The organism is Pseudomaricurvus sp. ABR4_320 (assembly GCF_056159445.1).
Genome location: NZ_JBSWVF010000012.1, coordinates 46,538 through 59,440, shown reverse-complemented (window position 1 = coordinate 59,440; position 12,903 = coordinate 46,538). Strand labels below are relative to the sequence as shown.

8 protein-coding genes are annotated in these 12,903 nt (G+C 51.2%); 4 read left to right on the top strand and 4 right to left on the bottom strand.

The features are described from left to right. The first annotated feature begins 12 nt into the window (after positions 1 to 12). From betI to betA, 4 genes are all read left to right on the top strand, one after another. Positions 13 to 594 (top strand): transcriptional regulator BetI, encoded by a 582-nt coding sequence (betI, locus tag ACXAFR_RS20320; protein WP_475180259.1) that lies wholly within the window; start codon positions 13 to 15, stop codon positions 592 to 594. 9 nt (positions 595 to 603) lie between these two features. Further along, entirely contained in the window at positions 604 to 2,064 is a 1,461-nt protein-coding gene (gene betB, locus ACXAFR_RS20315; protein ID WP_475180257.1) for a betaine-aldehyde dehydrogenase, read from the top strand. A 340-nt stretch (positions 2,065 to 2,404) separates the two neighbouring features. Beyond that, positions 2,405 to 4,690, top strand: coding sequence for a TonB-dependent receptor (locus ACXAFR_RS20310; RefSeq protein WP_475180255.1), 2,286 nt, complete (start codon positions 2,405 to 2,407; stop codon positions 4,688 to 4,690). Positions 4,691 to 4,774: 84 nt separating this feature from the next. Continuing rightward, positions 4,775 to 6,457 carry a choline dehydrogenase gene (gene betA, locus ACXAFR_RS20305; RefSeq protein ID WP_475180253.1) on the top strand — a complete coding sequence of 561 codons (1,683 nt, stop codon included), beginning with the start codon at positions 4,775 to 4,777 and terminating at the stop codon, positions 6,455 to 6,457. 164 nt (positions 6,458 to 6,621) lie between these two features. On the opposite strand, the gene ACXAFR_RS20300 is transcribed toward betA, so the two are convergent. From ACXAFR_RS20300 to ACXAFR_RS20285, 4 genes are all read right to left on the bottom strand, one after another. After that, a complete protein-coding gene (locus ACXAFR_RS20300; RefSeq protein ID WP_475180251.1) occupies positions 6,622 to 7,137 on the bottom strand; it encodes an acyl-CoA carboxylase biotin carboxyl carrier protein subunit in 516 nt (171 codons plus the stop codon). A gap of 30 nt (positions 7,138 to 7,167) precedes the next feature. Then, entirely contained in the window at positions 7,168 to 8,673 is a 1,506-nt protein-coding gene (locus tag ACXAFR_RS20295; RefSeq protein ID WP_475180248.1) for an ATP-binding protein, read from the bottom strand. Positions 8,674 to 8,704: 31 nt separating this feature from the next. Next, positions 8,705 to 10,267 (bottom strand): acyl-CoA carboxylase subunit beta, encoded by a 1,563-nt coding sequence (locus tag ACXAFR_RS20290; protein WP_475180244.1) that lies wholly within the window; start codon positions 10,265 to 10,267, stop codon positions 8,705 to 8,707. 63 nt (positions 10,268 to 10,330) lie between these two features. Next, positions 10,331 to 12,280, bottom strand: a complete 1,950-nt coding sequence (locus ACXAFR_RS20285; protein WP_475180241.1) for a 3-oxoacyl-ACP synthase III family protein — start codon at positions 12,278 to 12,280, stop codon at positions 10,331 to 10,333. Positions 12,281 to 12,903: the final 623 nt, after the last annotated feature.

The window sequence follows — 12,903 nt, the reverse complement described above, 5'->3', positions numbered from 1 at the left end:
CCGAGGTAATTCATGCCAAAAGTCGGTATGCAGCCCATTCGCCGGGCCCAATTGATTCAGGCAACATTTGAAGCCATAAATCGTCATGGTTTTGCGGGCACAACGATTGCCCGTGTCAGTCAGCTCGCGGGAGTGTCGACCGGCATCGTCAGTCATTATTTTGGTGACAAGGATGGCTTGCTGGAAGCCTCCATGCGCGAATTGTTGAAAGGTCTGGGGTCCGCTGCCATCGCAGCCGGTGATCAGGCCACTCCCCGCGAACATATACAAGCGATCATCGAAGGTAACTTCGCGACCGAGCAAATTGCTCCTTATGCGGTAACAACCTGGTTGGCTTTCTGGACTCAAGCGCTGCACGTGCCGAAACTTGCGCGTTTGCAACGTGTGAATATGCTGCGTTTGCGTTCGAATTTGCGCTACTGGCTGGTGCAGTTGCTACCGCGTCAACAAGCGTATCGCGCGGCGGATGGCTTGGCGGCTCTGATTGATGGGCTATGGTTAAGAGGAGCGTTTCAAGCAGGCGGATTTGATACTGCTGAAGCCAAGCAGATCTGTTTGGATTACCTCGAACGGCAACTCAGTTTACATAAGTGATTTCATACGATGACATCAATTCCTTCTTTTAGTCAGTTTATTCATGGACAGCAGCGTGATGGTGAAGGCGAGGTGTTCGCCTCTGTCAATCCAGCGACTGGTGAGACCATTGCTGAGATCCATCAGTCAACAACGGCCGATATTGATGCAGCGATCGCTTCGGCAAAAGAAGGATTCGCCGTATGGTCGGCAATGAGTGCCACTGAGCGCTCTCGTTGTTTGCTTAAAGCTGTCGACATTTTGCGTGCTCGAAATCGCGAGTTGGCAGAACTCGAGGTATTGGATACCGGTAAGCCTATTCAGGAAGCCGAAGCCGTTGACGTCATCAGCGGTGCTGATTCCCTGGAGTATTTTGCGGGCCTGGCGCCAACCCTGGCAGGAGAACACGTCGATTTAGGATCTGCTTTTTACTACACCCGGCGCGAGCCTCTGGGAATCTGTGTCGGCATCGGTGCTTGGAATTATCCCATTCAAATTGCCTGTTGGAAGTCGGCACCGGCGCTGGCGTGTGGCAACGTCATGATTTTTAAGCCGTCTGAGGTAACGCCATTGACGGCCTTGCGACTGGCAGAGATTTATCGCGAAGCGGGCGTTCCTGAGGGCGTGTTTAATGTTCTGCAAGGGGATGGACGGGTCGGGCAGGCGCTTGTCGCACATCCCGAAGTCGCAAAGGTTTCGATCACCGGCGAAGTCGGTACCGGCAAAAAAATTATGGCCGCGGCAGCGCAGACATTAAAGCATGTAACCATGGAGTTGGGCGGCAAATCTCCACTCGTAATTTTTGCAGACGCGGATTTGGACAACGCCGTTTCTGCGGCGCTGATGGCAAACTTTTATACCCAGGGTGAAATTTGTTCCAACGGGACCCGCGTCTTTGTTGAGTCCAGCGTACAGTCAGAGTTTCTTGAGCGTTTGCAGGCTCGGGTGCAAAAAATGATCATTGGTGACCCTATGCATCCCGATACCCATGTTGGCGCCATGATCCACCATGAGCATTTACAGAAGGTGCTCAACTATGTGCGACTTGGTAAAGAAGCTGGTGCCACCCTGGTGTGCGGCGGTGAACAGGTTAAGGTGCAGGGGCTGGAGCAGGGGTGTTTTATGCAACCGACGGTCTTCAGCAATTGCACCGATGATATGCCGATCGTCCAGGAAGAAATTTTTGGCCCCGTGATGTCGGTGTTGAGTTTTGACGATGAAAATGAGGTTGTAGCCCGCGCGAATAATACCGAGATGGGGCTGGCCGCTGGGGTCTTTACTCGGGACATACAGCGGGCTCATCGCGTGATCGCCAAGTTGCAAGCAGGAACTTGCTGGATCAACAACTACAACATAACCCCGAGTCAAATGCCTTTTGGTGGCTACAAACAGTCGGGTATTGGCCGGGAAAACGGTATGGCGGCCATAGAGCATTACACACAAATTAAATCTGTCTATGTCGAGCTTGGTGATGTAGACGCGCCTTATTAAGGCACCATTAGAACAATAAAAAAGGATATCTCCACGCCAATAGAAATGTTGCAGGGGGCACGCCCGGTACGGCTTCAGAGTAGAGATCCGGGCTGTGTCCAAAGACCATGGTTGTTGAAGTATTTATCGTAAGCGCAGGCTAACGTATTCGCATTTCCAGACTATTGCGACCATACTTTTCACATTTACGACATGGACGTGTTAAACACCATTCGGTGGTTTGACTCGGTATTTGTATTCCTGTAGCTTATTTTTATTGAATGCTCAATATAAAAAGAATCAGAGAGATACCAGAGAGAAAACAACGACTTTTAAATTCGCTTGTATGGGAAGGGTATCAATGAGACAAGTTAGTCAACTGGTAAAGGGGTCACTGGCAACCGCAGTCGCCATGGTCATCAGCAGCACCGATGCTGCGACATTCGATATAGAAGAAATTGTTGTTACGGCGCAAAAACGGGAGCAAAGCCTGCAAGACGTAGGTGTCTCCGTTTCTGCATTTTCTGGCGAGCAAATGCAGGCCCTGGGCTGGACCAACAGTATGGATGTTGCTGCACAAACGCCCGGGTTGGTTGCCACCAGTAACACCGGAGACGCTGCGAACATAGCGCTGTTTTCGATTCGCGGGGTCAACCAAGGGGATTTCGCTGAAGGTCAGGAAGCCCCCGTCGCGATTTATAACGATGAAGCCTATCTATCTTCTCCGGGAGCCTCAGGGGCACCTGCGTTCGATATTGAGCGTATTGAAGTGCTCAGAGGCCCCCAGGGGACGCTCTACGGTCGCAATGCCACCGGCGGCCTGGTGCATTACATCAGCAACAAACCCACGGAAGAATTCGAGGCGTCTATCGATTTAACCCTCGCTCAGTACGGCCAGCAGGGTGTTACCGCGACGGTGAGTGGGCCACTGAGTGATGGCGTTCGAGGACGTCTTGCGGTGTACCACAATGAAGACGACGGTTACGTAGATAACGAGATAGGTCCGGACTATCGCTCCGATGATACTTGGTCTTACCGAGGCATGTTGGATATCGACGTCGGGGCTGATTCGTCTCTCTTATTGATCGGTCGGGCGACGGATATTGATACTCGTGGCGGTGTTTATGACGCTCGTGCGACCAAATCCGGTGCCATTGGGCCGGTTTTCTGTCAGGCGGGAGATACCGATTGTGGTGCCGGGTTGCAGCTCGATAGCGAAGGCAATCCTGTGGCTGGCGCGCAGAACTTTTTTGGCGGAGACAAGATCGTCGCCGGGAGTCTGTTTGATCCAGCGAACGGTCAACTCGATGATGGCATTGGCGATGAGCTTGACGGTGCCTACGATTTCGACAGTGGCGTCGATCGTACCTCCGGTAGTTTTACCGGCATTTTTACCACGGGTTTTTCGAACGGTATCAATTTAACCAGCGTCACTGATTACACGGAGAGCGACAAGGAGTATCGGGAAGACGACGACAGCACCCGTTATAATCTAGTGACCTATGCCTCCACGGCAGACGTCAAGCAGTTCTCGCAGGAACTGAGGATCGATGGCGAACTGGACAATCTTCGCTGGATTTCCGGTCTCTACTATCTGCACATCGACAACGAGTTTTCCGGGGCCTTTCAGTTCCCGTCAGATGCGTATTTTCCCGAGTATTTTGCGGACGCGACGACTGAAACCTTTTCGGTTTTTGGGCAGATCGATATGGATTTGACCGACTCGTTGCTGCTTACCGCCGGGCTGCGTTGGACCCAGGATGACAAGGATATGTCTTATCTGATGACGGGTGAAGGCGCTGTTTATGCCGATGGCTCAAACTATCTTTATACCGGTGATACCTATCATTTCACTCGTACCGACGATGAATTTTCCGGAAAGCTGCAATTGGACTGGTCGCTTACCGACAATCAACTGCTCTATGCGGGCTTCAACCGTGGTATCAAGGGTGGTGGTTTTAATACACCTTCCGACGGTGTTGCTGAAGGCACGGAAGAAGCCATTGGGTATGATCCCGAGATCCTGAATTCCTACGAAATCGGATCAAAGACCACGTTTGCAGAAGGGCGCGGACGTCTGAATGCCAGCGTGTTCTATTACGATTATGAAAACTATCAGGCATTTTTCTTTTCGGGCACGACCAGCTTGCTGATCAACTCAGAGGCAACCTTTTACGGCGGTGAAGTCGAGCTGACCTACAGTACCGATAACGGTTGGGATTTTCTGCTTGGGTTCAGCGCTCTAGATACGGAAGTTAACGGTGTATCAAACGATGGCAGCCAGCAGATTGTCGATCAGGAAGCGCTATTGGCCCCGGACATCACAGCCAATATGATCGTCAGGAAAGAGTGGGAATTGAGTCAGGGGCGTATCGCTGCACAGGTATCGGTAAACCATGTGGGTACCGAATATTTTAACCTGGTGAATTCTGAGGCAACCGAGATTGGTGACTATACCCTTGGAGATGTCAGGCTGACTTATTTCTCTCCGGATGATCGCTGGGAAACCAGTCTCTATGTCAATAACGTCACTGATGAGCGTGCCGAAACCTATGGCTATGATATTACCGGCTTCGGAAACTACTCAATCTATGTGGTCAGTCCGCCAAGATGGGCCGGCATTAACGTTAAATACAACTTTTTCTGATTCTTTATAACAAGAGCCACTCGCGCCGGTGACAGTTTATTGCCACCGGCTATATTTCTATTGGGTTACGGGGATGTCGCCGATATGAAAGCGCGTCATTATGATTATATTATTGTCGGTGCCGGGTCTGCTGGCTGTGTGCTGGCAAACCGCCTTACGGAAGACGGCCATCATCAAGTGTTACTGATCGAAGCGGGCGGCAGTGATAAGAGTCTTTTTATCCAGATGCCAACCGCTCTCTCTTATCCAATGAACATGGATAAATACAACTGGAATTTTGATTCTGAGCCTGAACCTCACGTTGATAACCGTCGCTTGCATTGCCCCAGGGGTAAGGTGCTGGGAGGATCTTCGTCGATTAACGGGATGGTTTATGTTCGCGGGCACGCTCGCGATTTCGATCAGTGGCAGCAGGAGGGCGCGCTCGGCTGGGACTACCGGCATTGTCTGCCTTATTTTAAACGTGCCGAAACCTGGAAAAAGGGCGGCGACAGCTATCGTGGCGGCGACGGACCTTTGGGGGTTTGTGCGGGTAATGATATGCAAAACCCGCTTTATCGAGCGTTTATCGACGCAGGCGCCGAGGCCGGTTACCCAACCACCGAAGATTACAACGGTGAGCAACAGGAAGGGTTTGGCGCCATGCACATGACTGTGCGGGATGGTGTTCGGGAATCCACCGCTCGTGCTTATTTGCGGTCCGCTCTTAAACGATCAAATCTTACCGTGGTAAAACACGCTTGCGTCGACAAGGTGCTGACCGAGCGTGGACGTGCAATTGGGGTCAGCTATCGAGTGGGGAACCAGGAGCATCGCGCATTCGCGGAAAAAGAAACCCTGCTTTCTGCGGGGTCGATAGGTTCGCCAACGCTTTTGCAGCGGTCTGGCATTGGGCCTGAAGGGGTATTGCGCAAAGCGGGTGTCGACGTTGTTCATTCGCTGGCCGGTGTTGGTCAAAATCTTCAGGATCACCTCGAGGTTTATTTTCAATACTACTGTAAACAGCCAATCACACTGAATGCCAAGCTCGACCTTGTCAGTAAGGGGCTCATCGGTACACGTTGGATCTTGCGTCGCGATGGCTTGGGTGCAACCAACCATTTTGAATCTTGTGCGTTTATTCGCTCAAAAGCCGGCCAGGAATGGCCCGACATTCAGTACCATTTTTTGCCCGCCGCCATGCGTTACGATGGCGGTGCTGCTATCAAAGGTCATGGCTTTCAGGTGCATGTCGGTCCGAACAAGCCTCACAGTCGTGGGGAGGTTAATATCCTGTCGGCGGATCCTCTGGCAAAGCCCAGCATTCGTTTCAATTACCTGGAAGATTCAAGAGACGTTGAGGACTGGCGTTCGTGTATACGGCTGACCCGTGAGATTCTGAATCAACCCGCGCTGGATGCGTATCGCGGTGACGAAATTCAACCGGGAGCGTCCATTACCAGTGATCAGGACATTGATGCCTGGGTGCGGCAAAACGTGGAAAGTGCTTATCATCCGTCCTGCAGTTGTAAAATGGGCAGCGACAGTGATCCAATGGCTGTGGTGGATTCGGAGTGTCGCGTGATGGGTGTCGAGGGTCTACGGGTTGTCGATTCGTCGATTTTCCCAACAATCACGAACGGCAATCTCAATGCACCAACCATTATGGTCGCCGAAAAAGCTTCCGATCATATTCTGGGGAAATCAATGTTGGCGCCCATGGATAATGCCGTATGGATTGATCCGGAATGGGCGACTCGACAACGTGCTGGCAAGCCCTCACGTTAGCAGCCTGTAGATATTCTCTCCACGCGGCCTCTAAGGCGTAAAAAAACAGGCTCAATTCGGGCATTTACCACACATAAATGCCCTTATTGCGCCTGCTTTTGTTTTGCAGACCAGTCTCGAAAACGAAAATCCGCAGGCTGTAGGAAAGGTTAACGACTTGCGATTTAGAGCACCTCGAACAACAAGTCGCCTTTCATAACCATATCGCCTTCTTTAATCTGTGCGTAGCTCAGCTTGCCGCTCTTGGGAGCGAGAATTTCATTTTCCATTTTCATGGCTTCAAGAATGAGTATGGGTTGTCCTTCAACAACCTCTGTCTCGTTATTAACGAGGAAAACGACCACCTGTCCGGGCATGCTGGCCTGCATTTGACCAGATATCGCTTTGGGCGGTGCGCTTGGCCGGTAACGGGTCGACTCAATGCGTTCCAGTTCCACCTTGTAAGGAACACCTTTTAACACCACTTCATCCGGAAGGCCATCAGAGCGATGTCGAACGCTCACATGGTAGATTTTACGGTTTATCATGACGACTTTAAGCGCGCCGCTGGTATCCGTATCCAGAACTCTTACCTGATAGGTATTGTTGCCAACGGTAACCGGAGACTCTTCCAGAAAATCGTATTTGCCATCGATTTCCACAAGGTGGCTGACGTCGGTGCTCTTAATTTGATATTTCATAATCTCGTATGTCCCGGGATATCCGTCAAGTTAGCGATTTAGCCAATCTGTGGCCATGTCCCAGATCTTTGAACGGGCGTTTTGTCGAACCTGGTCGAGAAGAATTTGATGATTGGCATCGCGCTGAATAGACAGAGCCGCAATGAGAGCAGCCACGGCAGATTCATCGGTGGTACGAAAATTCTCGAAAATGCTCTCGCGACTGGCGGCGTCGGTAATCAGGCTGGTATCGTATTTGTTCTGAATAAAATCCGGATAACGCAGCAGGGCGCGCAACAATGGAATATTAGTGCGAATACCATCAATATGAGCGCCGTCGACCGCTGTGCGGAGCTTGTCGATGGCCTTCGCCCGATTCTTTTCTTTAACCATGATCATGCCAATGATCGGGTCGTATTCCGTGCCCACACGATCACCAGAGAAAACATTGGTCTGACTGTAGACGCCATCGCCGAAGGGCAACAACAGACGCTCGACAATACCGGGCGAGGGGGCAAACCCCTGATCAGGATCTTCCGCCGATAAAAAAACACTCATGGCAACGCCGCTGGTCGCAATGTCATTCTGCCGAAAAGAAAGAGATTGTCCTGTGGCCAAGCTCACCTGCTCTCGAATGATGTCGACGTCACTCAGCAGGGAAGATACCGAATGCGATGGCTGGATGTAGTCGTTTAACTCCAGAAAATACGCTTGATTGCCATCGTACAAGAAATCAGCGGATACAAAGCCAGTAATGTCGAGTCGATCCAGCAGGGTTTGCACCGCAATTCTTAAACGATTGCGTACCGCTTCCGGTAAGGCTTCGCTCGGGGTTTCCACCACGACCTTGCGGAAGCGTCGTTGAATGGTGCAATCACGTTCTGGAAAAAACACCACATTGCCAAAGGTATCTCGAGCAACCGGAATCTCGAGCAAGCGCGCATTGGGCAGGTATTTTTCTAAATAGACCTGGGGCGTGTGCAACAGTATACGGTCGGTCTGTGCCTGAATACCACGCAGGTGAGCCTCGATATCCGCTAGCCGTTCAACCAGACGTATGCCCAAGCCTCCATAACCTTCGCAAGCTTTCATCATTAGGGGCAGGCCGAGTTCCTCCGCCTGGTGATGTAAGTCGCTGAGACTTTCCAGTGGCCCTGTACCCGGCAGAATGGGTATGCCGGATTTTACCGCCAAGTCGCGTACCGCGGGTTTGTTTTCTAACTCGATCTCATGATTGTGGCTGGCCCCAATAAACTTGATACTTTTTTCGGCAAGGCGCTGTCGAAATTCAACATTTTGGGCTAGAAATCCATAGCCGGGATGCACGGCTTCGATGTCGAGTCGTGTCGCCAAGTCGACAATCTGATCGATATCCTGATAGGGAATTCTGGCGTTGCTGGTATGCAGCTCATGAGCTTCGTCGGCATTGCGGACACCGGCGCTGTGGCGATCTGCGCTATCGTAGACGGTGACTGCGCGACACCCCAGTTCCTTTACCGCTCTGACACAGTTCGCCTGAATGAGTCCGCGATTAGCGATAAGTACACTTGAAAACATAATATTACCGGTCTCTGTTGGTGAGTTTGCGCTACAGTGGAATGTTGCCGTGTTTACGGCGTGGCAATATCTGTTTTTTGTTGAAGTGTGACTTCAAGTATTTGATGATCACACAGCGACTTTGGGCGGGCTCGATAATATTATCCACGTAGCCGAGCGATGCCGCGAGCTCTGGAGTTGCGAACTTGTCGGTGTATTCCTGCTCCAATTCGACAGCGCGCTGGCTTTTATCTTCCGCCTCTGCGATCTCTTTCCGGAAGATAATATTGACGGCGCCTTTGGGGCCCATGACCGCAATTTCTGAACCAGGCCACGCCAGCACCATGTCGGCTCCAAGGTGTTTGGAACACATACAGATATAGGCTCCACCATAGGATTTACGCATTATTATGGTTAGCTTGGGTACCGTCGCTTCGGCATAGGCATAGAGCAACTTGGCACCGTGCCGTATAATACCGTTGTATTCTTGATCAGTACCTGGCAAAAAGCCGGGCACATCCACGAGCGTTAACAGGGGAATATTAAACGCGTCGCAGAAGCGAACAAATCGAGCCGCCTTGTCGGAGGCGTCCACATCGAGGCACCCGGCAAGGTGTTTGGGATTGTTACCGACAATACCAACACTGATGCCATCAATACGGGCGAAACCTATATTGATATTGGCCGCAAAGCGCTCCTGCAATTCAAAGTAACTGCCAGCGTCGACGATGCGATCAATAACGTCGTGTATGTCGTAGCCCTTGTTTGGGTTTGAAGGGACGACATGAGCCAGATCTTCCCCATGGAACTTAGGCATCTCCGGTTCGAAACGTGTCGGCGTCTCTTCATTATTTGAGGGCAGGTAAGACAGCAGTAGTTTAACCCAGTCGAGCGTGGTTTCATCATCCGCACCGACGTAGGTGGCGACCCCAGATTGTTTGGCGTGGACATCGCCGCCGCCGAGTGTGTCTTTGGTCACTTCTTCACCGGTGACTGTTTTAATGACATCCGGCCCGGTGATGAACATGTACGAAGTGTCTTCAACCATTGCGACAAAGTCGGTGATCCCTGGGGAATACACTGCACCGCCAGCACAGGGACCCATAATGACGCTGATTTGTGGGATAACGCCTGATGCGGCGGTATTCCGGAAAAATATTTCACCGTAACCGCATAGAGAGCCAATACCTTCTTGAATGCGTGCACCGCCCGAATCATTTAGGGTAACCATAGGAGCGCCGTTGGTGATAGCCATGTCCATAATGTTGGCGATCTTACGACCATGCATTTCGCCAAGGGATCCGCCGGACACGGTAAAATCCTGAGCCGCCATATATACCAGGCGTCCATTGACCAATCCAAATCCGGTGATCACGCCATCGCCAGCAGGACGTGATGCATCCAATCCGAAATTGGTACTTCGATGTTGAATAAAGCCACCGACTTCTTCGAAGGTCCCCGAGTCAAAGAAATAATCAATGCGTTCCCAAACGGTGAGCTTACCTTTTTCCCTTTGTGACGCTAAACGCTTTTCTCCGCCACCCAGTTTCATGGAGGCTTTGCGGTCGCGGAGTTTTTCAATCCTTTCTAAATTGGTGTTGTCGTGGGAAAGCATTTGTATAGCCTCTTGGTCCTAAGTCGCAAAAATGTTGGCAAAAAGCCAGTTGGATCCAACGAGTTAAGCAAAGCCTTGTTGTACATCGTCCAAGGTGGAACTGTTGGTTGGAAAGATTCGTTTTTTCTTTTGTGGATGCTCAGCCGTGGTGATAACCGCGGGATCAATCCGCAACACCGCATAGCCGCCGACGGCGCCAGCACCAAATCCCGGAGCGAAAATTCGCATGGGTTTATCGATGACGCCTTCGTTTACCGCGTCGAATATGGCCAGTGGAATACTGGCGGCTGATGTGTTGCCGACCCGCTCGATGTTGAAATAGAGTTGGTCGCTGCGCAATCCACCGTTAGTTGCCAACTCGGTTACCATGGTTTTATTGGCTTGGTGGGGAACGACAAGATCAATTTCATCAATGACGCTCGCGCCTCCATGATTCCCGGGAAGTTCTCGCAATTCGCCAATCATTTGTAGCAGATAGCGTTGCGCCAGGGCCTTAACCGGTGGGCCGTAAACCGTAATAAAATTGTCAAAGTCTGGATTCGGCCAGACAATGGCGTTGACCTCTTTTTGGGGGCCACTGGCGTAGGTCTGAACGATGTCGATGTCGCTTTCGCCATCTTCGCTTGGCGCGATCACCATCGCGGCAGCGCCATCTCCAAACAGCATGCGGGAGGTTCTAACATTGCCAACTTTATCCGAAAACTTCTCTGCGCAAACCAGTAATACCGGCCGGTTAACTTCCTGCAAGAGGCGAACCGCTTCTGAGATGCCATAGGGCATGCCAGCGCAGGCCGCGACGATATCAGACGAATTATGGGTTTGATATAAACCCAGTTCTGCGGATAACCAGGTCGAGACGGACGGGATCAAACGGGTGCTGGTACAAGAACAGAAGAGTACGGCGCCAATCTCCTCGGGTTTCCGGTCGGCGTGAGTCAGCGCGCTGCGAGCGACTTCTAGCGCCATATCTTCGAGCCGACGATTGGTGTAGCAGCGTGCTTCTATCCCGGTTTTGGCAGAAATTTCTTCTGCGGTCATCGGCGACCAATTCATCGCGGCATTGCGAATCAAATCCTCGTTCGTACAGATTTGGTCTCCCGCCAGCGCAGACAAGGCTTCGATTTTGGGCAGTACTTTAAAGTGCTCTTTGACGATGACCGGCGGGTAGGGCCGTAGCGGCTGCACCGGTTCTACGCTTAGAGGCTTAGACGCTGACGAATGGGTCTCTTTGCGGGAATCTTTAACCCGGTGAATAAAATCGAGAACTTCTCTGTTGCGTGGTTCAAACACGATAACCACATCGTCGTCGTTTATTTCGTCAGGTCGAGCCAGGCGCTGTTGCGAGCGATTCCATGGGTATTGATTGTGCAGTAGCATCGCCCAGCGGTGTAGCGCTTCCAGTTCGGGCACCGAATTGTCGCAATCGATAATCTGCTGCTCTGTAAATACCGGAAAATCCGGATCGTAATCACTGATCGCCACGGTTAAGTTAACCGAGCTTGCAATAAATTCCGCCACCGTCGGCTTGATCGGCGGCATATAGGATGCATGATGTCGTTTATGGCGCACCACTTCGAAGAGTAAATTGAAAATCGTATCTTCAGAACTGGTGGCGTCCGGGTGAGTCGTCGGTAGTGATTCGTAGGAGGATTTAATGGCCGCGATTTTTCGATCACCATTTTCCCAGGGAATTTGAACGGGCAAGAACAGAGAGTCCCGGTTTTTGGGAACATCTCGCCAGCGCATAGGGCGCTTGTGGTAGAGGGTTAACGCGTTACGATTTACCCAATAGAGATTGAGAGCGATATCGTGTAGCAGTTCGATGCGGCTCTTGTAGGCCTCCGATTCGTTTTTCTTTAAGATCTCTGTTCCCGTCGGGGCTTTTGACTCCATGTCTCTGCGGATAATCGCTTCGAGTTGTTCCAAAGATGAAATAACCGAGAAGTCGATTTCCGGAAATAAGTGAGAAGGTAAAACGATGTTTCCGCTTTGGTTGATCAGGAAAGACTTCATTGTCAAGAACCAGCCGTTTTTTGTTGACGATGAGAATACGAGTTTGATGATGATTAATAAATACAGTTTTTGCGCTTTAATAATAAATTCTTGTAACGCAAAAACAGTAAAACAGCAGCGCTGACACTCGTATTTTTCAACGCTGGCGGCTCGTCAACGAGGACGATGGAGAACGTATTGGGGGACTGGTTATCCGGAGTTTTTGAAGCAAGTCGACTCCGGTGATGCTGGGCTCCGATACCACGAGATGGAGGCGAGGTCACCCGTATATGTTGAATCCATTCCTACTGATGTCATCCCTGCTGATACTGCGCCCTTAGGCGAGAGCGAATGAGTGCTTGACCGTGGCCAGTTTGCTGGCCCGTTCATCATGAACGGACCGAAACATGGTCAACATTGGCTTACGCGCTCGATTACGCAAATCAGCGCCGACATGATCAGTTTGTTGACTCACGCGAACTACAATACCTACTAAATGGGATGGTTGCAAGACTCTTCACGCGACGCTTTCGTCTCACTAATTACGGCCTTTCCTGTAGGGATTTTCGCGCCGAACACATAAGCGTAGAGGGGCGATGAAAAACCTCCTGGACGCAAAAACGGCAGTATACGTTAGATCGCAT

What these genes read in the sequence shown, in the direction of transcription:
- ACXAFR_RS20310 (WP_475180255.1), top strand. Translation starts at nt 2,405, where the DNA reads ATGAGACAAGTTAGTCAACTGGTAAAGGGGTCACTGGCAACCGCAGTC.
- ACXAFR_RS20300 (WP_475180251.1), bottom strand. Translation starts at nt 7,137, where the DNA reads ATGAAATATCAAATTAAGAGCACCGACGTCAGCCACCTTGTGGAAATC.
- betI (WP_475180259.1), top strand. Translation starts at nt 13, where the DNA reads ATGCCAAAAGTCGGTATGCAGCCCATTCGCCGGGCCCAATTGATTCAG.
- betA (WP_475180253.1), top strand. Translation starts at nt 4,775, where the DNA reads ATGAAAGCGCGTCATTATGATTATATTATTGTCGGTGCCGGGTCTGCT.
- betB (WP_475180257.1), top strand. Translation starts at nt 604, where the DNA reads ATGACATCAATTCCTTCTTTTAGTCAGTTTATTCATGGACAGCAGCGT.
- ACXAFR_RS20295 (WP_475180248.1), bottom strand. Translation starts at nt 8,673, where the DNA reads ATGTTTTCAAGTGTACTTATCGCTAATCGCGGACTCATTCAGGCGAAC.
- ACXAFR_RS20290 (WP_475180244.1), bottom strand. Translation starts at nt 10,267, where the DNA reads ATGCTTTCCCACGACAACACCAATTTAGAAAGGATTGAAAAACTCCGC.
- ACXAFR_RS20285 (WP_475180241.1), bottom strand. Translation starts at nt 12,280, where the DNA reads ATGAAGTCTTTCCTGATCAACCAAAGCGGAAACATCGTTTTACCTTCT.